Here is a 23,247-nt window from a genome sequence, read left to right on the forward strand (position 1 = left end):
TAACCCGGGGATCGATCATGAAACCGTTGCTGCGGGCCGTGCTGATCGTCAATGCGCTGATCTTTCTGGCGTTCGGCGTATTGTTCCTGCTGACGCCGTGGACCGGCCTGTACGCCGCGCTGCAACTCGACCCCATCCTCGTTCAGCCCGCCTTCGCCGGGCAATTGCTCGGCGTGGCGTTGCTCGGACTGGCGTGGCTTTCACTGCACGCGGCTATCGACGGCGCGTTGACGGCGCGGGCCGCAAGAGTTTCGGGCCATGTGGAGTGGCTTTCCGGCGTGATCGTGCTGGTCTGGCTGCTTGGGTTGCGCACGCCGGAAGTGGCCGGCTTCGGGCAGGTGAGCGCAACGCTCGTTGGCATCGTGCTCATGGTGCTAGGTCTTGGCAGCGTGCGTTTGTCGTCGGCCGTGCGGCGGCGTGAGCGTCTGGCGGCGGCAGGCAAGGCTTCGGCCACGCGGGCAGAACAGAAGGCGGCGGACAAGCGCGAGCAAGGCATACCGTTGGACACCGCAACACGTCCGTTGGCGCGCGCGCCGGAAGCTACGGCCATCGATCCAGTTTCAGGCCGCACGGTCGATTCGTCCGGGCGTCCGCTTGATACCGCGACGCCGCTGTCTCGCACGCGTATGGACGGCGGCGCGGTCGATCCGGTCACGGGCCGCACGTTCGACCCCGTCGGTGGCCGCGAAATCGATCCGGTGACGGGCAAGCGCATCGAGCCTGTAATCAGCGGCGATATCGATCCGGTCACGGGCAGACGCGTCGATCCGCTGACCGGTGCAGATGTGCGCCAGACGCCGCTCTGATGGCGTGCAGACGGCAGATCATCGTCGGGCAGTACCGCAGTAAGACAAGCACGGTCGGCCTTTGCGCCGACCGTCGATTTATTGGCAGCCGGACTTCGCGCGAGATTCGCGCGCAGCCGGCACAAGACCCATTCGTTCACTTAGCCTTTGGCCGCAGCCATGCACGACAAAATCCTGATCCTCGATTTCGGCTCCCAAGTCACGCAACTGATCGCGCGGCGCATCCGCGAATCGCACGTCTACTCGGAAATCCATCCGTACGACGTCGATGAAACCTTCATCCGCGAGTTCGCGCCGAAGGGCATCATCCTGTCGGGCGGCCCGAACTCGGTCACCGAGGCGGGCTCGCCGCGCGCGCCGCAGGTTGTGTTCGATCTCGGCGTGCCGGTGCTCGGCATCTGCTACGGCATGCAGACGATGGCCGATCAGCTTGGCGGCAAGGTCGAACTCGGCAGCGTGCGCGAATTCGGCTATGCGGAAGTGGCTGCGCTCAACCACACGGGCTTTCTTGAAGGCATCGAAGACTTCAAGAGCGCCGAGGGCGAGGCGATGCTGAAGGTGTGGATGAGTCACGGCGACAAGGTCGCCGACTTGCCAGCCGGCTTCAAACTCATGGCCTCGACGCCTGCGTGTCCGATCGCCGCGATGGCCGACGACGACCGCCGCTTCTACGGCGTGCAATGGCATCCTGAAGTCACGCACACCGTGCAAGGCCGCGCGATGCTCGATCGCTTCGTGCTTGGACTGTGCGGCGCGAAAGCGGACTGGGAGATGGGCCATTACATCGACGAAGCGGTCGCGAAAATTCGCGAGCAGGTTGGCAGCGAGCATGTCATTCTGGGCTTGTCGGGCGGCGTGGATTCGTCGGTGGCGGCGGCGCTGTTGCATCGCGCGATCGGCGATCAGCTGACTTGCGTGTTTGTCGATCACGGCCTCTTGCGTCAGAACGAAGCCGAGCAGGTGATGTCCACGTTCGCCGATCACCTAGGCGTGAAGGTCATCCACGTCGATGCGAGCGCGGAGTTTCTCGCGAAGCTCGCGGGCGTGACGGACCCGGAGGCGAAGCGCAAGATCATCGGCGCCGAGTTCGTCGAAGTGTTCGATGCGGAATCCCAGAAGCTCACGGATGCCAAGTGGCTCGCGCAGGGCACCATTTATCCGGACGTGATCGAATCGGCGGGCAAGGGCAAGAAGGGCGCGCATACGATCAAGAGCCATCACAACGTCGGCGGCTTGCCGGAGACGCTGAACCTGAAGCTGCTCGAACCGTTGCGCGAGCTGTTCAAGGACGAAGTGCGCGAGTTGGGCGTGAAGCTTGGTTTGCCGCACGCGATGGTGTACCGCCATCCGTTCCCGGGACCGGGACTTGGCGTGCGTATTCTCGGCGAAGTAAAGCGCGAGTTCGCTGACCTTTTGCGTCAGGCGGACGCGATCTTTATCGAAACGTTGCGCAATACCATCGACAAGGAAACGGGCAAGTCGTGGTATGACCTCACGAGCCAGGCGTTCGCGGTGTTCTTGCCGGTGAAGAGCGTTGGTGTCATGGGCGACGGGCGGACTTATGAGTATGTCGTTGCCCTGCGCGCCGTGCAAACGCTGGACTTCATGACTGCGCATTGGGCGCATCTGCCGCATGAGTTGCTTGGGCATGTGTCCAATCGGATCATTAACGAAGTGCGGGGGATTAACCGGGTGGTTTATGACATCTCGGGGAAGCCGCCAGCGACGATCGAGTGGGAGTGAATCGACGTGTCTTTATGGGCCATCGCCGGGTAATTAACCCTTTACGAACCGGCGGACGATGCCCTGACAGCTGAACAATCTTGGGTGGCGCGGGATCAAAGCTTTTGGGAGGGGACGGGTTGACAAGCCCGTCGCTGCCTTGAGCTCTATGCTGGAGTGCCACCGCTAGAGCAGGCGTGCAGCTTGCCCTTGCTTCGTCAGCAGTGATACCGCTTTTTTGTCGAAAGAAACGAAGGTCTCCGCCCCAAGCCAGCTACCATCGTAGGCGATGACCCCATCAGCAAAATCTCCGCCCGCATCCAGTAACGCAAGTCCTGCCTCGGCGCCCGGACGATTAACCACGACATTGCTTGTGCTCAACAGCGTGCGAATTGCGAAAGCGATATCCGCACGAGTAACGCCGTATTGGCCGCGCAGCACCCAAACAACCTCGCATAGCGTTTGCAGGCTAACCGCCACCATGTCGGCCGTATCCAAAAGTGCGACAGCGCGCGTTGTTTGAATTGTGTCATCGTCCACAATGGTGCGAAGCAGGACGTTCGTGTCAGCTGTCACCTTCATGCCTTGCCAGCCCCTCGGGCCGCGCCACAAGCGGCAATCGCGTCGTTAATTTCCTCGACAGTTAATCGAGCGCCGTTCGTCTTGCCCTTAAGAATGCCCCGCAGTTCCCGAAATGAACCCTTTGTTTGAGCGGCCGTCAATTCGGCCCGGCCGTCCGGCAGCAGGTTCAACTCGATTCTCTCGCCGGGCTTGATACCCAAGTGCTGCAGTACCTCTTTCCGAAACGTGACCTGGCCCCGCGCGGTGACCGTCAGTGTGCTCATGAGATACCTCCATCAGTTGATGATCGATTGTAATGCAAAACTGCATTACAATCGAGTTTGAGACAGCGTCAGCGCTGCCACTTCCACTGGCACAAACAAAACCGGCACTCCGAGGTGCCGTTTCTCGGCTTTACGGACTTTGCTTTCAAAACAACCTCAACAACCCATCCAGCCCAACAAAGTTAAACGCGAGACTAGCCGCCTCCCTCACCACCGGCTTTGCGCGAAACGCCACCGACAGACCCGCTTCCGCCATCATCTTCAAATCGTTGGACCCATCGCCCATGGCGATCGCGCGTTTCGGATCGATGCCGATCTCCAAGCACGTCTCGCGCAGCGTGCGCGCCTTCACATCCGCGTTGACGATCTCGCCTAGCACCTTGCCCGTCAATTTGCCATCGACGATTTCGAGCGTATTCGCGCGCGTGTAGTCGAGGCCGAGCCGCGCTTTCAGCCGCTCGGTGAAGAACGTGAATCCGCCCGACACCAGCAGCGTTTTCAAGCCCGCTGCCCGCGCGCCGGCGAGCATGCGTTCCGCGCCCGGCGACAACTGCAGACGCTCGTCGAACACGCGTTGCAATGCGGTCGCCTCCAGTCCCTTCAACAGTGCGACGCGGCGCGTGAGACTCTCGTTGAAGTCCTTGATCTCGCCGCGCATCGAGGCTTCCGTGATCGCCGCGACTTCCGCCTTCAGCCCGCAGAAATCCGCGATCTCATCGATACATTCGATCGTGATGAGCGTCGAATCCATATCCATCGCGACGAGGCCGAAGTCGGTCAACTTAGCGTTTGCGTCGATGAACGCGTAGTCGAGCGCGTGCGTGCCGCAATAAGCGTCGATGTCGGCGCGTTGCAGCGGATCGGCATCGGTCAGGCGCAAGAGCGTGTCGTCGATACGCTGCGTTTCGCGCGAACGGGCGAGGGCGGCGAGCGGCTTCAGATGCGCATCGGAGATAAGACTGGGGCTTTGAATGACGAGGTTCATCGCAGGCGGATTGTGATAGGCGCAAAAACCGACATTGTACGGGCCACACGCGAGTGAAGACCGGCTAGCCTGTTCCAAAGCCAAAGCCAAAGCCAAAGCCAAAGCCAAAGCCAAAGCCAAAGCCAAAGCCAAAGCCAAAGCCAAAGCCAAAGCCAAAGCCCAAGCCCAAGCCCAAGCCCAAGCCTACCGCTGCACGCTTGCCGGATCGACGTCCCAATACGGCGGTTCGCCGAAGCGCTCGGCCAGAAAATCGATGAAAGCCAGCGTCTTCGGCGGCACGAACGCGCGACTCGGATACACCGCCCAAATCGCGACCGTCTGCGCGCACGGATAATCATCGAGCAGCGTCACGAGTTCGCCGCTCGCGAGCAGCGGCGCCACGCTCCACGTCGACTTCAACGCGATACCGACGCCCGCCGCGATCGCGTCCCGGATCACTTCGCCGTTATCGGTCACGATGCGCCCCGACACGCGTACATCGATCACGCCCGTCGGCGTATGAAAGCTCCAGTCGCGCTGGTCGGATAGGATCACGCACTCGTGCTCCGCAAGCTCGGCCGGGTGCCGCGGCCGGCCATGCGCCTCGATATACGCAGGCGACGCGCACAGCACGCGCCGGTTGCTCGCCAGCTTGCGCGCGACGAGCGTCGAGTCCTTCAGCGCGCCGATACGAATGGCGAGATCGATGCCCTCATCGACGAGATCGATGATCTGATCCGTCATGCGCAACTCGATGCTCACGCCCGGATACAGCCGCAAAAACGCCGGAATCAGCGGCGAAACATGCTGACGCCCAAGCGACGACGGCATGGTCACCCGCAGCCGTCCGTGAGGCCGTTCGCGTGCGCGGCCCACCGATGCACGCGCGGCCTCGGCGGCATCGAGCAGTTCACGCGCGTGGGCCGCGAAAATCTCCCCCTCCTGCGTGACGCTCACGCGCCGCGTCGTCCGATGCAAAAGCCGCGCGCCGAGCATGCGCTCCAGCCCCGCGATGCGCGCGCTCGCCACCGCCGGCGAGAGGCCGAATTCACGCGCCGCCGCCGACAAACTGGCAAGCGCCGCCGCGCGCACGAACAAGCCGACGTCGAGCAGATCGAGACGTTCGCGCGCGTCGGAATCGGCATGGCTGGCAAGCGGTTCGCTACTCATTCGATGGATTTCCCAAAAAATGTTTCAACGATTATGACGGTTTTACGGAACGCCGGCGGCGGCTAAGATGACTACACCTCATGCAATCAAACACGGAGCTCGAACATGAAAGCCATTGGACTGACTCGCTATCTGCCGATTTCGAATCCCGAATCGCTCGTCGATATCGAGCTCGACAAACCTGCACCTTACGGGCGCGACCTGCTCGTGAAAATTGAGGCGATCGCCGTCAACCCCGTCGACACGAAAGTGCGCGCGCCAAAGGACAAGACCGAGGCCACGCCGCGCGTGCTCGGTTGGGACGCGGCGGGCGTCGTCGAAGCGGTCGGCCCCGAGGTCACACTCTTCAAGCCGGGCGATGCCGTCTATTACGCAGGCGACATCACGCGGCAAGGCGCGAACAGCGAATTTCATCTGATCGACGAACGCATCGTCGGCGCGAAGCCGAAGTCGCTTGATTTCACGTGCGCGGCGGCGTTGCCGCTCACGACCATCACCGCATGGGAAGCGCTCTTCGACCGCCTGAACGTGTCCGCCGAAGGCAAGGACGCGGGCAAGACGGTGCTGATCATTGGCGGGGCGGGCGGAGTGGGGTCCATCGGCATTCAGTTGGCCAAGCAGGTTGCGAAGCTGAACGTGATCGCCACCGCATCGCGGCCGGAATCCGCGCAATGGGCGAAGGAGCTGGGCGCGGATCACATCGTCAATCACTTCGAGGACATCCCTAAGCAGCTGAAGGACGCGGGCTTCCCGCAAGTCGATTTCGTGCTGATCTTCAACGACACCGACAAGCATTTTCCGGCAGCGGCGGAAGTGATCAAGCCGCAAGGCGGCATCTGTACGATTGTCGAGAATGCGAAGCCGATCGCGGTCGAATTGCTGAAGGCGAAAAGCGCGGCGTTTCACTGGGAGTTCATGTTCACGCGCGCGATGTTCCATACGCCCGACATGATCGAACAACACAAGCTGCTCACGGAAGTGGCGCGGCTGATCGACGCAGGCGCGATCCGCACGACGCTTGGCCGCGACCTCGGCAAGATCAATGCGACGAATCTGCGTGAGGCGCATCGCCTGCTGGAAGAAGGGCGCGCGATCGGCAAGCTCGTGCTGACCGGTTTTTGACGAACTTCAACGAAGCGGGCCATCGTTCAAGTGCACACGGGTTTTCCATTAGGAGACCCGGGCATGCTCGGCGCTAGACTGAATTCGCCTTCAGTCATCCGGCGCGTCGTTCGCGGCGCGCCGGAATTCCCCAAGCGTTTAAACGGAGGTGCCGGCATGAATCGTCGCCCGAATTTCAGTCGCATCGTTTCAGCGTTCGCGCTCGCGTTGGGCGTGATGGCGAGCGCGCATGCGACGCCAGGCATCAAGGTTCTCTCCGAAGCGCCCAATGACGGGCCGATCAAATACAGCGTGAAGATGGTGTCGAAGAGCTTCGGCAACGAACAGGAAACGCGCACCATCCGCTCGGGGCAGAGCGACGACTTTACCTGGCAGGGCGCGGCGCCCGCTGGCGCGCAGCCAGTGCCGGATGGCTGTCCGCAGGCGGCATCGGTGCCGCATAGCGCGGACGGCGCGGCCGTGCGCCAGGTGCAAATTCGCTTTGCGCCGGTCATCGCGGATAACGGCGCGGCCAATGTGCAGATCAGCTTTCGAGCTTATGCGCCGAAGGGTGTGAATAAGGTCACGGTCGGCGGCAAGAGCTTGCAGTGTCCCGTCGATAATCGCTTCAGCCAGGTCGTGCGCTTTTCCATGTCGACTTCGACCGGCTCCAAGAAGACCGTTACACTCGATGATGGAACGCAACTGACGATCACGGCGAGTCGGAGGTAGGGCACTGATGGCGCGGGCTTGTTTCGCGCTGATCGTGACTTGCTGCTTTGATCGGCATGCAGACGGCGGGGCGGTGGCTTAGGCATCGGCCCCGACGATGATCTCAGTGCAATCGGTCCGCGTGCGTCTCAGGCGAGGTCAACGAGTCTTTTGCCAGAGGCGACGTCGCGACCGCAATGCACAAGCGCACTCAAGCGGACTCAAGCGCACTCAAGCGCATTCAAGCGCATTCAAGCGCACTCAAGCGCATTCAAGCGCACTCAAGCGCACTCAAGCGCACTCAAGCGCACTCAAGCGCACTCAAGCGCACTCAAGCGCACTCAAGCGCACTCAAGCGCACTCAAGCGCACTCAAGCGAAGCAACTAACCGTCCATTTCCTCGCCATCTAACTACTTCGACGTACACCGCTGTCACCGATACATCTCCGTAAAGCTTACAGCAGCAGCGCCATCCGCGGATCAGATCCAACAACGCAATCAAAGCCCGCCGCCAACCTACCTGATTTGGCACGCTTCCTGCGGTACACCCCGATGCCCGCTTCAAACGCAGCTTTCAACCGCGCGTGAAGCGCGTCCCATCGACCGTTCCGCCAGCGAGGTTTCGCGATGCCGCACATGATCTGGAAGGGTGCGATCAGCTTCGGGCTGGTCCACGTGCCCGTGCAACTGTATCCCGCCACGCAGTCGGACAAGGTCGGCTTCAATCTGCTCGACAAACGCTCGATGGACCCCATCGGCTACAAGCAGATCAACAAGAACACCGGCAAGGACGTGACACGCGACAACATCGTGCGCGGCTTCGAGTACGAGAAGGGCAAATACGTCGTGATGACCGATGCCGAAATCCGCGCGGCCAATCCCGAGTCGACTCAAACGGTCGATATCCTCGCTTTCGTCGATGCCCCCGAAATCTCGTTCCTCTCGCTCGACACGCCGTACTATCTCGCGCCCGATCGCAAAGGCGAAAAGGTCTATGCGCTCCTGCGCGACGCCTTGAAAGACACAGGCAAGGTCGGCATCGCAAGCGTCGTGCTGCACAACAAGCAGCATCTGGCCGCATTGATTCCCGTCGGTCCCGCGCTTGCGCTCAACACCTTGCGCTGGGGCGACGAAGTACGCGATTTCACCGACTTCAAGTTCCCCGATGAAGACACGAAGAAAGCGGGCGTATCGCCGAAAGAACTCGACATGGCCAAGCGCCTGATCGACGACATGAGCGACTCGTGGGACCCGACAAAGTATCACGACACCTTCAAGGACGACATCATGGCGCTCGTCGACCGCAAGGTGAAGGAAGGCAAGGTCGCGGAAGTCATGAAGATCGACGAGGGTAGCGGCGGCGAAGGCAAGGCATCCGCCGATATTCTCGACCTTTCCGAACTGCTCAAGCGCAGCCTGAAGAAGGGCGGCGCGGCGCCGGCCAAGCGCGGCGCGGCTGCATCGAAAGACGACGATTCGGGTGAGGAATCCGCCGCGAAGCCCGCGCGCAAGGCTACGCGGCGCAAACGTGCCTGAAGCGTGGAGCGTGCCGGCCGCGCCGATGACGCTGCGCGGCGGCCCGTTACGCGGTCTGATGAAGCAGACAGAGCGTGGCGACTAACCCCGCAACATCGGCGACGTTTGACGCAATCACACACAGCACCACGACTACCAAGCCTCCCATAAACGGAGCCACGAACACGATGGCCGGCAAACTCGAAACCTATCAGCGCATGCGGCGTTTCAACGAGACGCCGGAGCCGTCCGGGACGCAGAAGGCTGCCGCGAAGAAACGCGCAGCCAAAAAAGCCGCCGCGGTCGAGACGCTCTCATTCGTGATCCAGGAACACGATGCGCGCCGCCTGCACTACGACTTTCGCCTGGAGCTCGACGGCACGCTCAAGTCGTGGGCCGTGCCGAAAGGCCCGAGTCTCGATCCCACGGTCAAGCGCCTTGCGGTTCATGTCGAAGATCATCCGATCGATTACGGTTCGTTCGAAGGCGATATCCCCGAAGGAAATTACGGCGCGGGCAGCGTGATCGTCTGGGATCGCGGTCGCTGGGCGCCGCAAGCCGGCAGCTTCGACGAAGCCCTGGCCGAATATGAAAAAGGCAAGCTCAAGTTCGTGCTCGATGGCGAAAAGCTGCAAGGCGGCTTCACGCTCGTGCGCAGCCACATGCGCGGTAGCGGCGACAAGGAACAGTGGCTACTCATCAAGGAACGCGACGACGAAGCGCGTCCCGAAAGCGAATACGACATCCTTCTGAAGCGGCCCGGCAGCGTCTTGTCGGAATCGCTCGGCGCGCGGGGGAAGAATGGCGCGGTCGTCGAGCGCATCGAGCGCAAGACCAAGCCTGCCGCCAAGAAAGCGGCCACCAGAAAAACCGTCAGCAAGACAGCGAATGGGCGCGAGCATCCGGATATCGTCGCGAACCGAAACGCGGAGTCGTTGCGCACGCTCTCGCATGACCCGGCGATAGAAGGCGCGGTCAAGGCCAAGCTGCCCGCGACCTTCAAGCCGCAACTGGCCACACTCGTCGATACCGCGCCGCCCGGCGAAGACTGGGCCTATGAGATCAAATTCGATGGCTATCGCGTGCTCGTGCGGATCGAGACGATCAAGGGCAAACGCGATATCCGCATTTTCACGCGCAACGGCAACGACTGGACGGCGAAGTTCAGCAAGCAGGTGAAGGCGCTCGAAGCACTCGACATAGAAGACGGCTGGCTCGATGGCGAAGCCGTCGTGCTCGACGATCGCGGCCTGCCGGACTTTCAGGGGCTGCAAAACGCGTTCGATGTGGGACGTCCGCAAGATATCGTCGTGTACTTCTTCGATCTGCCTTATCTGAACGGGTACGACTTGCGCGAGGTGCCTGTCGTGCAGCGCCGCGCCATTCTGAAGGCGATCGTCGAACCGCTCGCCGATCCCGTGCTGCGCTACTCGGAAGACTTCGCTTTTCACGCCGACGATCTCCTTAAAAGCGCCTGCGACATGGCGCTGGAAGGGATCATCGGCAAGCGGATCGACTCGACTTATGTCTCCGGGCGCAGCGCGTCGTGGATCAAGCTCAAGTGCCGGCGCCGGCAGGAGTTCGTGATCGGCGGCTATTCGGAACCGGCGGGCACGCGCGGCGAGTTCGGCGCGTTGCTGCTCGGCGTGTACGACGCCAAGGGCAAGCTGCAATACGCGGGTCGCGTCGGCAGCGGCTTCGATCACGCCACGCTCACCGCCGTAAAGAAGGAACTAGACAAGCGCGAAACCAAAAGCATGCCGTTTGCGAGCGAGCCGCAGGAGCGCAGCCGCACGCCGGTGCATTGGGTCAAGCCCGAACTCGTGGCGGAATGCAATTTCGCGGAATGGACCAAGGAGCGCATTGTGCGACAAGCATCGTTCGTCAGTCTGCGCGACGACAAGCCGGCCAGGCAGATCGTCAAGGAAGAAGCGGTATCGGCGCAAAAGGTGGAAGACGAGGGCGCGCCGAAGAAGACGGCTGCCAGGAAAACCGCCGCGAAGAAAGCGCCCACGAAAACCGCGGCCAAAAGCAAATCGGCCGCCGAGGTCGAAGGCGTCAAGATCAGCCATCCGGATCGCGTCATCGACAAGTCCACGGGGCTTCGGAAAATCGATGTCGTCGAGTATTACGCGTCCGTCGCTCAATGGATGCTGCCGCATCTGCACGACCGGCCCGTGTCCCTCGTGCGCGCCCCGGAAGATATCGGCGGCGAATTGTTCTTTCAAAAGCACAGCGCAAGGCTCGCGATTCCGCACATCACGCAGCATGCGGATATCGATCCGGGACATCCGCCGCTGCTCACCATCGAATCGGCGCAAGCGCTCGTCGGCACGGCGCAGATGGGGACGATCGAACTGCATACGTGGAACGCGCTGGCGTCGAACATCGAGAAACCGGATCGCATGGTGTTCGACCTCGACCCCGGCGAAGGCGTCGGCTGGAAGCGCATGGTCGAAGCCGCGAAGCTCACGAAGGAACTGCTGGCCGAACTCGGACTGACTTCGTTTTGCAAGACGAGCGGCGGCAAGGGCTTTCATGTGGTCGTGCCGCTCGCCAAACAGTCGGGATGGGACGAAATGAAGGGCTTCTCGCAAGCCGTCGCGCAGCATATGGCGAGTACCTTGCCCAAGTTCTTTTCCGCGAAGATGGGCATGCAGAATCGCAAGGACAAGATATTCATCGACTATCTGCGCAACAACCGCGGATCGAGCACGGTGGCGGCGTTCTCGTTGCGCTCGCGGCCGGGACTGGGCGCTTCGATGCCTATTGCCTGGGACGAAATCGACGAGGTCACGAGCGGCGATCAATGGAACATCGGCAACGTGGCCGAGCGCATGAATTCATTGCGCGCCGACCCGTGGGCCGACTACGCGAAGGGCCGCCAGCGTCTTACAGCGGCAATGAAAAAACAGCTTGGCATCGACGCTAAAAGCAAGACCAAGTGAACGCATCAAGGAGAGGGACCATGAAGCCAGTCAAGACAGCACCCGAAAGCGCGCCCGAACGCGGCCGCGAAATGTCGAGCAAGGACGAACAGACGCAAGTGGACGACGATTCATCGAACGCGGCGCTGCCGCACGAGGCGGATCAAAGTGTCGACTCGCAGGATGAGCACGAGCCGCGCGAAGTCGGCAAGCAGGCGCATGACGATGTAAAGCGCGGTCTCGTCGATACCGACCGGCGCGGCGGCGGCGCGTATCAGGAAGCCACGCAGCGCGACGATCACGCGAACGAGAATAGCGGCGGCGGCAGCGGCGGCCGAGGCGCGAATTGAACCAGATGGTGAAACCACGAGTCTTGCACTGACATTGCGTGAGACGGTTGCGTAAAATGATTTTTGTTTCGAAAGCAGAACACGTCGATCATGCGTTTTCTACCGGATCATTCAGTGCCGCGCGTTTCATCCGGTAAGCGCTTCCGATGCAAGCCTCGTTTGCTTGCTTGAACATCCATAGCGTCCTCAGCCAACCCGACGGAACATGCCCCAAGATCTATTGTCCCGGCTCAAGAAGGAAACCGCCGTATGCCATACGCGGCTCGAGAACGCGCTCGACCTCATGCAGGACAGCCTGCAACGCGCTGAATACATTGCGCTGCTCGAACGCTTCTACGGCTATATCGCGCCGTGGGAAGACGTCGCGGGAGCGCAGATGCCCGAGTCGCTGCAAGTATTTTTCGATGAGCGCCGCAAGGCGCCGCTCATCGCCGCCGATCTCGCCGTGCTCACGGGCGAGCGCGTGCCCGTGGGTTCGGTCCCGCGCGCTCACGCGCTTTACGATCTGCCGCAAATCAAGAGCGTCGCGAGCGCGATCGGCTCCATGTACGTGATGGAAGGTTCGACCCTGGGCGGGCGTTTCATCGCGCCGCATGTTGCCAAGCTGCTCGATCTCGAACCCGGTTTCGGCAACGCCTATTTCGAAGGTTACGGTTCGCACACCGGCAGCATGTGGAACGCCTTCCGCACGACCGCCGCGGCGACGGTGCCCGAGGCGCAATACGACGAAGCCGTGCATGCCGCCATCGCGACCTTCGAGAGCATGCAGGCGTGGCTGTGCCCGGAATCCGCGGAGGTCCAAGACCTGCAGGCCGTGAGCGGAGTGGCCACATGAGCGAGGCGGCAAGCGGACCAGCCGGTTCTGCGTCCTTTCACGGCGACTCGCAAGGTCCGCCGGATGCCGTCGCGCGCCGCCTGACGCTCGACTCCGGCGTTGCGAGCAAGGACTGCGACGCCGAGCCCATCCATGCACCCGGTGGCATCCAGCCGCATGGCTATCTGCTCGTGCTGGACGACGCTCTGCGCATTCTGCAGGCAAGCGAGAATCTGGCTGCGCTCACGGGCCGCGACATCGAGACGCTGCCTGGCGAATCGCTCGAAACAGTGCTGGGCGATGTGGGCGCCAAGCGCATCGCGAAAGCCGCCGCGACGGCGGAGATCGACGACGCGCCGCTTTACGTCGGCCCGGTGGATGCCGCCAAAGCGGACCATGCCTCCGTGCGCCTGGATGTGACGGTGCATCGCCATGAAGGCGCGCTCATCGTCGAGATGGAAACGGCCGCAATCGGCGACGCCGCTTTCGCGTCCATGTATCCGCTCGTGCGCACGTTCGCGCGCGGTTTGCAGGATGCCGGCACCGTGCAGGAACTCGCGGAACTCGCCGTGCAAGAAGTCCGCGCGATCACCGGCTTCGGTCGCGTCATGCTTTACAGCTTCGACGAGGAAGGCCGCAGTCATGTTCTCGCGGAAAATCGCGACGAAAGCTACGCGTCCTTTCTGCATCAGTTCTTTCCGGCTTCCGACATTCCGCGTCAGGCGCGCGCCCTGTATATGCGGCACCGGATTCGCCTCGTCGCCGATGTGAACTATCGCCCCGCGCGCCTCGTGCCGGCGCTCAATCCGCTGACCGGCCGCCCGACTGACCTCACTTACGCCACGCTGCGCAGCTTCTCGCCCGTGCATCTGGAATACATGCGCAACATGAACACGCATGCGTCGATGTCGGTGTCGATCGTCGTGCGCGGGCGCTTGTGGGGCCTCATTTCCTGTCACGATCACGATCCGCGCATCGTGTCGTTCAATACACGGCTGGCGGTCGAACATCTGGGGCACATGCTGTCGCTGCAGATCGAGGCAAAGGAAGAGCGCGCCGAGGGCGAATATCTCGCCGGGCTGCGTCGCACGATGGGCCGTCTCGTCAGCGCGATGGGCGAGCACACCAATTTCGTGGCCGGCTTGCAGGCGGCGCCGAACGACGTGCTGGGCTTCGCGCGTTCGGCGGGCGCGGCTATCGTCTTCGATGAAAACGTCACGCTCATGGGCGCGACGCCCGATGAAGACACGGTGCGCGCGCTCACGCACTGGCTCGCGGAAAACACCACGGGCGTGTGGGCAAGCGACTCGCTCGCGCGCGAATGGCCGCCCGCTAAGGCGCACGAGGACAAGGCGTGCGGCGTGCTCGCCGTGCCGGTATCGCAGATTTTTCGCAATTATTTGCTGTGGTTTCGCCCCGAGGTGATGCAGACCATCAAGTGGGCGGGCGAGCCGGTCAAGATTCGCGACGCGGAAGGCGCCAGCGCCCCGCGCACGAGCTTCAGTCCCTGGCTCGAAACGGTGCGCGGGCATTCCGCCATGTGGCGTCAGGGCGAGATCGAAATCGCCAACGAATTGCGCGGCGCGCTTCTGAATATCGTGCTGCGCCGTGCCGAGGAACGCGCGGAACTCGCGACCGAACTCGCACGCGCGAACAAGGAACTCGAAGCGTTTTCGTATTCGGTATCGCACGACTTGCGCGCGCCGCTGCGCCATATCGCGGGTTACGGCGACCTGCTGCGCGAACTGGAAGGCGAGCGCATGTCGGAAAAGAGCCGGCGGTTTTTGAACAACATGCTGGATTCGGCGCGCTTCGCGGGCACGCTCGTCGACGATCTTCTGACCTTCTCGCAGATGGGCCGCGCGGCGCTCAGACCCGCTCCGGTCGACCTGAACCAGCTCGTCGGCGTGATCGTGCGGGAGTTCGAAATGGATGCCTCCGAGCGCCGGATCGAGTGGGTTATCGGCGATCTGCCGCGCATCACGGGCGACGCCGCCTTCCTGCAACTGGCGCTGCGCAACCTCATTTCGAACGCGGTGAAATATACGAGAACGCGAGAATCGGCGAAAATCGAGATATTCGCCCAGAAAAGCGGCGACGAGTACATCGTCGGCGTACGGGACAATGGCGTCGGCTTCGACATGAAATATGGAGCCAAGCTGTTCGGCGTGTTCCAGCGGCTGCACCGCGCGGAGGAGTTCGAGGGCACCGGTATCGGCCTCGCCAACGTGCGGCGGATCATCGAACGGCACGAGGGACGCACATGGGCGGAAGGGCGGCTCGGAGAAGGCGCGGTATTCTATTTCTCCCTGCCGGTCGTGTTTCGACATGTCACGGGCCGCGAAGGCGTCCGCCTGGGTTCCGGCGCGCCGTCGGGAACCTGAATATCAGCGTCAATACCAGACCATGCTTAAACCGATTTTGCTTGTCGAAGACAATCCGAACGACCTCGAACTCACGCTCGTGGCGCTGGACAAAAGCCAGCTTGCGAACGAAGTGATCATCGCGCGCGACGGTCAGGAAGCTATCGACTATCTCACTTGCGAAGGCGACTGGAAGGAGCGCACGCCGGGCAATCCCGCCGTCATTTTGCTCGACTTGAAACTGCCGAAGATCGACGGGCTCGAAGTGCTCGACACGATCCGCTCGACCCCGGTTCTGAAAAGCGTGCCGGTCGTCATGCTCACGTCCTCGCGCGAAGAGCAGGACCTCGTGCGCAGCTATGAACTCGGCGTCAATGCTTATGTAGTCAAGCCCGTGGAGTTCGCGGAATTCGTCGAGGCGATCAGCGATCTCGGCGTGTTCTGGGCCGTGCTCAACGAGCCGCCGCCGGGTTCCACGCGCTTTCGCCGACCGCCGTCCGCGCAATGACCGACGTGAACCTCGTGAACTTCGTGACTGCCAATATCGACCGCATCGTGCGCCGCCGCGCGTTTTCTCGCGAGGCCGCCTAGACCATGCAGCCCCTGCATCTGCTTCTCGTGGAAGACAACGCACTCGATGCGGAGCTGACCATCGCTCAGCTCGAGCGCGCCGATTACGCGGTGGATGCGTCCATCGTCTACGACTCGGCGAACTTCATCGCGGAGCTCGCCGCCAAGCGCTTCGACGTGATCCTCGCGGACTTCGTCATGCCCACGTTCTCCGGCATCGAGGCGCTGAGCATCGCAAGCGAGCGCGCGCCGGATACCCCGTTCATCTTCGTGTCCGGGCTGCTTGGCGAAGAACACGCCGTCGACATGCTCAAGCGCGGCGCGACCGACTATGTGCTGAAGCAGCGTCTGCAACGGCTGCCCGCGGTGGTGCGCCGCGCCATGCGCGAGAGCGACGAGCGTGCGCAACGCATTGCGGTGGAGCGCGCGCTGCGCGAGACGGAGACGCACTTTCGCATGCTGATCGACGCGCTGAAGGACTACGCCGTCATCACGCTCGACCCGGAAGGGCGCATTCGCACGTGGAACGCGGCGTCGGAGCGCATTCTCGGCTTTCCGGCGCAAGACGTGCTCGGCCAGAGCGCGAGCATCTTCTATAACCAGGAAGACCGCGAAACCGGCGTATTCGAGGACGAACTCGACATCGCGCGGCGCGAGGGCAGCGCCAGCGACGACCGCTGGCTGTGGCGCAAGGACGGCCACTCGTTCTTCGCCTCGGGCGTGACCACGGCCATCCGCACGGAAAACGACGAACTGATCGGCTTCTCGAAGATCGTGCGCGACGCCACCGACGCTCACATGGCCGCCGATGCCTTGCGGCTCGCCAAGGATCAGGCGGAATCCGCGAATCGCGCGAAGGACCATTTCCTGGCGGTGCTGTCGCATGAATTGCGCACGCCGCTCACGCCGATTCTCGCTGCCGTGCGTCTGCTCGAAATGAAGCATTCGCTGTCGCACGAGGCGCATCCCACGCTCGAACTGATTCGCCGCAATGTGGAACTGGAGGCGCGTCTGATCGACGATCTGCTCGATCTGACGAGCATCGCGCGCGGCAAGCTGAGTCTGAATTTCGCGAGCGTCGCGCTCGATACCTTGCTCACGAGCGCACTCGACATGTCGGAAGCCGACATGCGCGCGAAGAATCTCACGCTCGACACGCGCTTCGACGCGCACCAGTTCGTCGTTTTCGGCGATGCCGCGCGCCTTCAGCAGATCGTCTGGAACCTGATGAAGAACGCGGTGAAGTTCACCCCGGCGGGCGGGCGGCTCGAAGTACGGACGTGGAATCCGGATCGCGCGACCATCGCGGTATCGGTGACGGATAGCGGCATCGGCATCAGCGCCGAAGCATTGCCGCGCATTTTTTCCGCGTTCGAACAGGCCGACGATTCCATCACGCGTTCCTTCGGCGGGCTGGGCTTGGGCCTGGCTATCGCCAGCACGCTCGCGCAGAAGCATGGCGGCACGCTCTCGGCCTACAGCGAAGGCCGCGATGCGGGCGCGCGTTTCACGCTCACGTTGCCGCTCGCGAAAATGGAGCCGCAGCACGAGGCCGAGCCGCTCGTCGAGGCAAAGCGGCACGAACACGGCCGTTCGCTGCGCGTATTGCTCGTCGAGGACAACGAGCAGACTTCATCGGCGATGGCGGAAGTGCTGGAGATGCTCGGTCACGTCGTTACTGTCGCCAGCACGGTGGCAGTTGCGCTCGAACGCGCGAAAGAGGCGTCGTTCGATCTTCTCGTGAGCGACATCGGCTTGCCGGATGGCACGGGTCTCGACATCGCGCGCGCGTGGCGCGAGCTACAGCCCGACAAGCCCGCCGTGGCCATCACGGGCTACGGCATGGACGAAGACATTCGACGTTGCCGGGAAGCAGGTTTTCGGGATCATCTGACGAAGCCCGTCAACTTTTCGCGGCTCGAAGGGCTCATTCAGACGCTGGCCGAAACGCCGGACGCCTGAGCTGCAAAAAAATCCGGCCGAAGTCCGGATCGATGTCGATTGACGCCTGGCTTGCACGTTGTAGGGTAGGAGAGCGGCGCCGATTCCCGGCGCGTCTCGTCACTTCTACGGAGCCAGCCATGTCCACACCCGCCGTCAACCCCATTCCGCCCGGCATGCGTTCGCTGACCCCGCACCTCACGTGCGCGGGCGCGGCGGAGGCGATCGACTTCTACGTGCGCGCCTTCAACGCCGTCGAACTGGGCCGTCTGCCCGGACCGGACGGCAAGCTCATGCATGCCATGGTCAAGATCGGCGATTCGGTGCTGATGCTCGTCGACGAGAACCCGACCTTCGGCATGCTCGGCCCGAAGGCGATCAAAGGGTCGCCGGTGACCATCCACCTTTATGTCGAAGATGTCGATGCCACATTCACGCAGGCCATCGATGCCGGCGCCGAAGTCACCATGCCGGTTGCCGAGATGTTCTGGGGCGACCGTTACGGCCGGCTTGTCGACCCGTTCGGGCATCAGTGGTCGTTGGCATCGCACGTACGCGACGTGAGCCCCGAGGACATGCAAAAGGCGATGACCGCGCCGCGCGAATAACGCGCCTTTCAAGGAGAGACTCATGAACAAGATATCGCCATGCCTATGGTTCGACGGCAACGCGCAGGAGGCCGTCGATTTCTATCTGAGCGTGTTCAAGGACGCACGCATGGTTGAAACCATGCTGCATAACGAGGCCAGTCCGGGCACGCCGGGCAGCGTTCTCGCCGTTCTGTTCCAGTTGGAAGGCGAAGACATCATGGCGCTCAACGGCGGCCCAGAATTCAAGTTCACGCCCGCCATGTCGTTGTTCGTCAAATGCGACAGTCAAGCCGAGATCGACCGCTACTGGGACAAGCTTCTCGAAGGCGGCCAGGCGATGGCCTGCGGCTGGCTCACGGACCGTTTCGGCGTGACGTGGCAGATCGCGCCGAGAAAGCTGCTCAAGATGCTGCAGGACCCCGACCCGGACAAGGCCAATCGCACGATGACCTCGATGAGAACGATGGTGAAGCTCGACCTCGACGAACTGGAGCGGGCATACCGCGGAGCGTGACGCGAAAAGGAAGCGCTTCAGGCAGAGCGCTTCTTCGCCTTCCTCTCCACGAGCTTCGCGGCCATGAAGCGGTGATCCGGCGAGAACAGCCGCCGATACGTCAGCACGACTGCGCCGACCACGCCGAGCGCCGAAGCCGCCGCGATCAGAAACATGATGACGATCTGATAGCGCACCGCCTGCAATGGCGATTGTCCCGCCAGCACCTGACCGGTCATCATCCCCGGCAGACTGACGAGGCCCACGACGGTCATCTGGTTGAGCGTCGGAATCATGCCCGCGCGCACGGCCTGCCGCGCGGGCCCTTGCGCGGCTTCCCAGCGCGTCGCGCCTAATGCGAGCGACATCTCCACGGCCGCGCGTCCGGCGGTCAGTTCCTCCGTCATGCGTTCGATGCCGAGCGACACGCCTGTGAGCGTATTGCCGAGAATCATGCCGAGAATGGGTATGGCGTATTGCGGCTCGTACCACGGATGAATGCGGATCACGACGAACAGCCCGAATGCGCCGATCAGCCACGAACTCGCCCAGATCGACACGATGCTGTCGGCGCGTTGTCCGGCGTAGGTGCGCCGTCCGCGATTCGAAGCGGACAGTCCCGCGATGATGGTCATCAACGCCATGAGCGGCAGCACGACATACCACCGGCTGAAGGCAAACACCCAGCCGAGCACATAGCCTATCAGCAGCAATTGAACGACGGTGCGTATGGCCGCGATCGCGAGCTTGCGTTCGAGCCCGAGATTGAGCGCGATCGACAACGCGCCGTTCACCACGATCAGCGCCGCCGCAAGCGCGATATCGAGGAGACTGAGGTTTTGATAACCGTTCATGGCGCGCTCGCTTCGGTGAGGACGCCCGCGTTCATCGACAAATGACGCGTGGCCACGCGCGCAGCCTGTTCGGGGTCGTGCGATACCCAGATGCTCCCGCGCTTGTTGCCCGGTTTGTCATCCGCTTTGTCCGCCGATTCGAACCACGCGCTGACCAGCGCTTCGATCGAGCGCGCCGAAGCCGGATCGAGCGATGCCGTGGGCTCGTCGAGCAGCAGCACGTCGGGCGCGAGTTGCAGTACACGCACGAGCGCGGCGATCTGCGCCTCACCGCCGGACAACTCGCTTGCGGCCTTGTCGAGAAAGTCCGCGCCGCGTCCCGCCGCTTCCGCGAGTTGCGTGGCCATCGCGCGATCGAAACGGGCATCGCGATAAGCCTTGAGTGTGTACGGATAATGCAGGTTGTCCTCGACACTTCCGTCCAGCATCGCGGGCCGTTGAGCGATGTAGGCCACGCGTCGTCGATAAGCCGGAATGCCCGCGCGCGCGATACGCTCGCCGCGCCACGTCACGTAACCCTCGTCGCAGGCATCGAGCAGCGCGAGGGTACGCAAGAAGACGCTCTTGCCCGATCCCGACGGTCCCGTGATCGCGGCGCGCTCGCCTTCGCTCAGCACGAAATCCGTGGGATGCAAAAGGACGGTGCCGCGCGCGGTATCGCGCCGTGCGACGCCAACGGTTGCGACGAGTGAAGAAGAAGGCATCGGGCCTCGTGGGGCGTTTATCGAGCCGTCATCTTACGGAAAAGGCCGGGCGTTGCCCATGACATGCGACGCGCATGACACACGTCGACCGTCACGCGGGCACACTCTGTGCTGCGCCACACACAATCAGAAAAAATGGATGGAGAGGTCATGGCGCAGGCCCGCACGAGCAGAAAAATCGGAAAGATCGTCGCATGGTTTTTTGCCGTTCTGGCGGTACTGATAGCGGTGATCGTGGTTATTTTCCTGACGTTCGACTGGAATCGCCTGAGGCCGTGGGTCGATGACAAAGTCTCGCAAGCTATTGGGCGGCAGTTTCATATTACCGGCGACCTGAAGGTGGGCTGGCGCCGTCCGCCTAACGAAACGGGCTGGAAACGCTGGGTGCCGTGGCCGCGCTTCTCGGCTGAAAAGATCACCATCGCGAATCCGGACTGGGCGCGCAACCAGTATTTCGCCACGCTCGACGAAATCGACTTTCAGGTGGCCGTGCTGCCGCTGCTCGCGCACGACATCGTCATTCCCGCGATCAATCTGGTGAATCCTTCCATCGATGTCGAGCGGCTCAAGGACAACCGCAACAACTGGACGTTCAAGTTCAAGCAGTCCACCGAACCTTCGACGTGGAATCTCAAGCTCGGCGATATCTCGCTTGCAAAAGGCACGGTCGGCGTGCACGACGAAGTGACCAAGGCCGAGATGCAGGTCGATATCGATACGCTCGGCCAGGCCGTGCCGATCGGCGAAGTGATGAAGCAGCAACAGGAGGCGTCGAGCAAATCGTCGGCGGAGATGGTCGGCAAAAGCGGCGCGGCCAAACTGGAAAAGCAGACGGATGCAGCGGCGGCCTCGGAGGCGTCCGCCGCTTCGGCTGCATCCGCGGCTGCGGCGGCGAATGCGTCGGCGCCGAATCCGGCGAGTACGTCGGCCAATCAGAGCATCACGACGAAAGAAGGCGTGAAGCCGCCGATTCCGCCGTATGCCTTCGGCTGGACGGTCAAGGGCACCTACAACGGCGGCAAGGTTTCCGGCGACGGCAAACTCGGCGGCGTGCTCGCGGTGCAGGACGCGGCGCGCCCGTTCCCCGTTCAGGCCGATGTGCGCCTGGGGGACACGCATATCGCGTTCGTCGGCACCGTGACCGATCCCGCGCATCTCGCGGCGCTCGATCTGCGGCTGTGGATTCAGGCGGTCAGCATGGCGCATCTGTATCCGTTCACGGGCGTGACATTGCCGGAAACGCCGCCTTTTGCCACGGAAGGGCGCCTCACCGGTCAGTTCAAGGAAGACGGCAACGTGTTCCACTACGAGAACTTCACGGGCCGCGTGGGTGGCAGCGACATCAACGGCTCGCTCGTCTACGCGGGCAGGAAGCCGCGACCGCTGCTTCAGGGCGAACTCGTGTCGCATCTGCTGCGTTTCGCGGACCTCGCGCCGATCATCGGTGCGGATTCGAACGCGAGCAAAGCCAAGCGCGGCGAGACGGAAAAGCAGCCGTCGGCGAAGGCGTTGCCGACCGAGGAGTTCAAAACTGATCGCTGGAAGGCCATCGATGCCGACGTGAAGTTCACCGGTCAGCGCATCATCAAGGACCCCGACCTGCCGATCACGGATCTCTATACGCACGTCGTGATGAAGGATGGCGTGCTGTCATTCGAACCGCTCAAGTTCGGCGTGGCGGGCGGCGCGTTCTCGTCGAACATTCATCTGGATGGCAGTGCGGCGCCTCTTAAGGGACGCGTGTCGGCGGAGGCGCGGCATCTGAAGCTCAAGCAGCTGTTCCCAACCGTGAAGACCATGCAATCCGCGCTCGGTGAAGTGAACGGCGACGCGGCTTTGTCCGCCACCGGCAATTCGCCCGCCGCGCTTGCCGCAACGTCTAACGGCGAGATCAAGGCGCTCGTGACGCAGGGCACCGTGAGCCGGCTGTACATGGAAGCGGCGGGCCTGAACGTGGCGAACGTCGTCTACGAGAAGCTCTTCGGCAAGCGCGATGTGAACATCAACTGCGCCGCGACCGATTTCGTCGTCACGGATGGCGTGCTCGACTCGCGCGTCTTCGCACTCGATACCGACGACGCGGTCATCAACGTCGATGGCAACATCAATCTGAAGAGCGAACAGATGGATCTGGGGATTCATCCGCATACGAAGGGCTTCCGCATCTTTTCGTTGCGTTCGCCGCTGTATGTGAAGGGCACGTTCAAGGACCCGAAGGTTGGCGTGAATGTCGGCGCGTTGGCGGTGCGCGGCGGTGCGATGGTCGGTCTTGGACTCATCAACCCGTTTGCCGCGTTGATCCCGCTGATCCAGCCGAGCAACAACAAGCCGTTGCCGTGCGCGCAGATGCTGGCCGACATGCGCAATGCGCCAACAGCGCCGCCTGCCGGACAGAAGCAGACGACCAAGGCGGCGCCGGCTTATATGTCGTCGGGTGCGGCCGCGGGCTCGGCTTCCAAGCCGCCGGCGAAGAAGGCCGTGCCGGCCGCGCCGGCCAGTGCGGCGCAGTATCGCGGAAGCTAAGAGCAACGTACTGCACAGGCTTGTCCACAGAATCTGTGGACAAGTCGGGCAAAGGATCGAGCTATTCGTTTGCAACGTAGAGCATGACCTGATCCGCGACGCACGGCGTTTTGCGAACAGAATCAAGAAAATAGCTGAGTCGCCAAGCGCTTTTCCACAGGCATTTCCCCGTTTGCGGGGGATAAGTTATGCAGAGGGCGCGGGCAGGTTGGCGCGACTTGAAGCGCAGGGTGTTTTTCGTTGCGCTTCAAATGCTTAGACGAGTTCACAGCGGGTTTTCAACA

General features: G+C 62.4%; 20 protein-coding genes. 14 read left to right on the plus strand and 6 right to left on the minus strand.

Translation table 11 applies throughout. The annotated features are described in order from the left end of the window. The first annotated feature begins 17 nt into the window (after positions 1 to 17). On the plus strand, positions 18 to 806 hold the full coding sequence (locus NCR98_RS06090; protein ID WP_244827783.1) for a hypothetical protein: 789 nt from the start codon (positions 18 to 20) through the stop codon (positions 804 to 806). Between the two features lie 159 nt (positions 807 to 965). Next, complete coding sequence (gene guaA / locus NCR98_RS06095; RefSeq protein WP_250508934.1) at positions 966 to 2,549, plus strand: glutamine-hydrolyzing GMP synthase; 1,584 nt, start codon at positions 966 to 968, stop codon at positions 2,547 to 2,549. 165 nt (positions 2,550 to 2,714) lie between these two features. Here the strand turns inward: guaA and NCR98_RS06100 are convergent, their stop codons facing one another. The 4 genes from NCR98_RS06100 to NCR98_RS06115 all read right to left on the minus strand — a co-directional run bounded on the left by NCR98_RS06100 (position 2,715) and on the right by NCR98_RS06115 (position 5,507). After that, the gene (locus NCR98_RS06100) at positions 2,715 to 3,110 is read right to left on the minus strand and encodes a type II toxin-antitoxin system VapC family toxin (RefSeq protein ID WP_250525750.1); all 396 of its coding nucleotides are present in this window, start codon (positions 3,108 to 3,110) and stop codon (positions 2,715 to 2,717) included. Further along, positions 3,107 to 3,373 carry an AbrB/MazE/SpoVT family DNA-binding domain-containing protein gene (locus NCR98_RS06105; protein WP_250508936.1) on the minus strand — a complete coding sequence of 89 codons (267 nt, stop codon included), beginning with the start codon at positions 3,371 to 3,373 and terminating at the stop codon, positions 3,107 to 3,109. The genes NCR98_RS06100 and NCR98_RS06105 overlap by 4 nt, the downstream gene beginning before the upstream one ends. A 145-nt stretch (positions 3,374 to 3,518) precedes the next feature. Continuing rightward, positions 3,519 to 4,358, minus strand: coding sequence for a phosphoserine phosphatase SerB (gene serB / locus NCR98_RS06110; protein ID WP_250464522.1), 840 nt, complete (start codon positions 4,356 to 4,358; stop codon positions 3,519 to 3,521). A 183-nt stretch (positions 4,359 to 4,541) separates the two neighbouring features. After that, positions 4,542 to 5,507 (minus strand): LysR family transcriptional regulator, encoded by a 966-nt coding sequence (locus NCR98_RS06115; protein ID WP_250508938.1) that lies wholly within the window; start codon positions 5,505 to 5,507, stop codon positions 4,542 to 4,544. Between the two features lie 105 nt (positions 5,508 to 5,612). On the opposite strand from NCR98_RS06115, the gene NCR98_RS06120 reads away from it, so the two are divergent. The 11 genes from NCR98_RS06120 to NCR98_RS06170 all read left to right on the plus strand — a co-directional run bounded on the left by NCR98_RS06120 (position 5,613) and on the right by NCR98_RS06170 (position 18,903). Continuing rightward, on the plus strand, positions 5,613 to 6,629 hold the full coding sequence (locus NCR98_RS06120) for a zinc-binding alcohol dehydrogenase family protein (RefSeq protein ID WP_250525751.1): 1,017 nt from the start codon (positions 5,613 to 5,615) through the stop codon (positions 6,627 to 6,629). A gap of 156 nt (positions 6,630 to 6,785) precedes the next feature. Beyond that, positions 6,786 to 7,340, plus strand: a complete 555-nt coding sequence (locus NCR98_RS06125) for a DUF6013 family protein (protein WP_250525752.1) — start codon at positions 6,786 to 6,788, stop codon at positions 7,338 to 7,340. 606 nt (positions 7,341 to 7,946) lie between these two features. Further along, entirely contained in the window at positions 7,947 to 8,855 is a 909-nt protein-coding gene (gene ku, locus NCR98_RS06130; RefSeq protein ID WP_250525753.1) for a non-homologous end joining protein Ku, read from the plus strand. Positions 8,856 to 9,022: 167 nt separating this feature from the next. Further along, on the plus strand, positions 9,023 to 11,782 hold the full coding sequence (gene ligD, locus NCR98_RS06135; RefSeq protein ID WP_250525754.1) for a DNA ligase D: 2,760 nt from the start codon (positions 9,023 to 9,025) through the stop codon (positions 11,780 to 11,782). 20 nt (positions 11,783 to 11,802) lie between these two features. Further along, positions 11,803 to 12,111 (plus strand): hypothetical protein, encoded by a 309-nt coding sequence (locus NCR98_RS06140; RefSeq protein WP_370652107.1) that lies wholly within the window; start codon positions 11,803 to 11,805, stop codon positions 12,109 to 12,111. Between the two features lie 205 nt (positions 12,112 to 12,316). Further along, complete coding sequence (locus NCR98_RS06145; protein WP_250525755.1) at positions 12,317 to 12,946, plus strand: biliverdin-producing heme oxygenase; 630 nt, start codon at positions 12,317 to 12,319, stop codon at positions 12,944 to 12,946. Beyond that, entirely contained in the window at positions 12,943 to 15,309 is a 2,367-nt protein-coding gene (locus NCR98_RS06150; RefSeq protein ID WP_250525756.1) for an ATP-binding protein, read from the plus strand. Before NCR98_RS06145 ends, NCR98_RS06150 begins: the two co-directional genes overlap by 4 nt. A gap of 22 nt (positions 15,310 to 15,331) precedes the next feature. Continuing rightward, positions 15,332 to 15,796, plus strand: coding sequence for a response regulator (locus NCR98_RS06155; RefSeq protein WP_244827795.1), 465 nt, complete (start codon positions 15,332 to 15,334; stop codon positions 15,794 to 15,796). 86 nt (positions 15,797 to 15,882) lie between these two features. After that, positions 15,883 to 17,820, plus strand: coding sequence for a hybrid sensor histidine kinase/response regulator (locus tag NCR98_RS06160; protein WP_244827796.1), 1,938 nt, complete (start codon positions 15,883 to 15,885; stop codon positions 17,818 to 17,820). A gap of 119 nt (positions 17,821 to 17,939) precedes the next feature. Beyond that, complete coding sequence (locus tag NCR98_RS06165) at positions 17,940 to 18,407, plus strand: VOC family protein (RefSeq protein ID WP_244827797.1); 468 nt, start codon at positions 17,940 to 17,942, stop codon at positions 18,405 to 18,407. Positions 18,408 to 18,429: 22 nt separating this feature from the next. Further along, positions 18,430 to 18,903, plus strand: a complete 474-nt coding sequence (locus NCR98_RS06170; protein ID WP_250525757.1) for a VOC family protein — start codon at positions 18,430 to 18,432, stop codon at positions 18,901 to 18,903. A gap of 17 nt (positions 18,904 to 18,920) precedes the next feature. Here NCR98_RS06170 and NCR98_RS06175 read toward each other — a convergent pair whose 3' ends face one another. Together NCR98_RS06175 and NCR98_RS06180 are read right to left on the minus strand one after the other, a co-directional pair. Next, positions 18,921 to 19,736 (minus strand): ABC transporter permease, encoded by an 816-nt coding sequence (locus NCR98_RS06175; protein WP_244827799.1) that lies wholly within the window; start codon positions 19,734 to 19,736, stop codon positions 18,921 to 18,923. After that, positions 19,733 to 20,440, minus strand: coding sequence for an ABC transporter ATP-binding protein (locus NCR98_RS06180; protein WP_250525758.1), 708 nt, complete (start codon positions 20,438 to 20,440; stop codon positions 19,733 to 19,735). Before NCR98_RS06180 ends, NCR98_RS06175 begins: the two co-directional genes overlap by 4 nt. A gap of 150 nt (positions 20,441 to 20,590) precedes the next feature. On the opposite strand from NCR98_RS06180, the gene NCR98_RS06185 reads away from it, so the two are divergent. Beyond that, a complete protein-coding gene (locus tag NCR98_RS06185; protein WP_250464543.1) occupies positions 20,591 to 22,963 on the plus strand; it encodes an AsmA family protein in 2,373 nt (790 codons plus the stop codon). Positions 22,964 to 23,247 lie beyond the last annotated feature (284 nt).

The sequence above is a fragment of the Caballeronia sp. GAWG2-1 genome, from assembly GCF_023631405.1.
GTDB lineage: Bacteria > Pseudomonadota > Gammaproteobacteria > Burkholderiales > Burkholderiaceae > Caballeronia.

Excerpts from the sequence above, each read along its gene's own strand:
- guaA (WP_250508934.1), top strand. The coding sequence starts at position 966 with ATGCACGACAAAATCCTGATCCTCGATTTCGGCTCCCAAGTCACGCAA.
- NCR98_RS06100 (WP_250525750.1), bottom strand. The coding sequence starts at position 3,110 with ATGAAGGTGACAGCTGACACGAACGTCCTGCTTCGCACCATTGTGGAC.
- NCR98_RS06105 (WP_250508936.1), bottom strand. The coding sequence starts at position 3,373 with ATGAGCACACTGACGGTCACCGCGCGGGGCCAGGTCACGTTTCGGAAA.
- NCR98_RS06170 (WP_250525757.1), top strand. The coding sequence starts at position 18,430 with ATGAACAAGATATCGCCATGCCTATGGTTCGACGGCAACGCGCAGGAG.
- NCR98_RS06175 (WP_244827799.1), bottom strand. The coding sequence starts at position 19,736 with ATGAACGGTTATCAAAACCTCAGTCTCCTCGATATCGCGCTTGCGGCG.
- NCR98_RS06150 (WP_250525756.1), top strand. The coding sequence starts at position 12,943 with ATGAGCGAGGCGGCAAGCGGACCAGCCGGTTCTGCGTCCTTTCACGGC.
- NCR98_RS06160 (WP_244827796.1), top strand. The coding sequence starts at position 15,883 with ATGCAGCCCCTGCATCTGCTTCTCGTGGAAGACAACGCACTCGATGCG.
- NCR98_RS06140 (WP_370652107.1), top strand. The coding sequence starts at position 11,803 with ATGAAGCCAGTCAAGACAGCACCCGAAAGCGCGCCCGAACGCGGCCGC.
- serB (WP_250464522.1), bottom strand. The coding sequence starts at position 4,358 with ATGAACCTCGTCATTCAAAGCCCCAGTCTTATCTCCGATGCGCATCTG.
- NCR98_RS06165 (WP_244827797.1), top strand. The coding sequence starts at position 17,940 with ATGTCCACACCCGCCGTCAACCCCATTCCGCCCGGCATGCGTTCGCTG.
- ligD (WP_250525754.1), top strand. The coding sequence starts at position 9,023 with ATGGCCGGCAAACTCGAAACCTATCAGCGCATGCGGCGTTTCAACGAG.
- ku (WP_250525753.1), top strand. The coding sequence starts at position 7,947 with ATGCCGCACATGATCTGGAAGGGTGCGATCAGCTTCGGGCTGGTCCAC.
- NCR98_RS06120 (WP_250525751.1), top strand. The coding sequence starts at position 5,613 with ATGAAAGCCATTGGACTGACTCGCTATCTGCCGATTTCGAATCCCGAA.
- NCR98_RS06115 (WP_250508938.1), bottom strand. The coding sequence starts at position 5,507 with ATGAGTAGCGAACCGCTTGCCAGCCATGCCGATTCCGACGCGCGCGAA.
- NCR98_RS06125 (WP_250525752.1), top strand. The coding sequence starts at position 6,786 with ATGAATCGTCGCCCGAATTTCAGTCGCATCGTTTCAGCGTTCGCGCTC.
- NCR98_RS06180 (WP_250525758.1), bottom strand. The coding sequence starts at position 20,440 with ATGCCTTCTTCTTCACTCGTCGCAACCGTTGGCGTCGCACGGCGCGAT.
- NCR98_RS06185 (WP_250464543.1), top strand. The coding sequence starts at position 20,591 with ATGGCGCAGGCCCGCACGAGCAGAAAAATCGGAAAGATCGTCGCATGG.
- NCR98_RS06090 (WP_244827783.1), top strand. The coding sequence starts at position 18 with ATGAAACCGTTGCTGCGGGCCGTGCTGATCGTCAATGCGCTGATCTTT.
- NCR98_RS06145 (WP_250525755.1), top strand. The coding sequence starts at position 12,317 with ATGCCCCAAGATCTATTGTCCCGGCTCAAGAAGGAAACCGCCGTATGC.
- NCR98_RS06155 (WP_244827795.1), top strand. The coding sequence starts at position 15,332 with ATGCTTAAACCGATTTTGCTTGTCGAAGACAATCCGAACGACCTCGAA.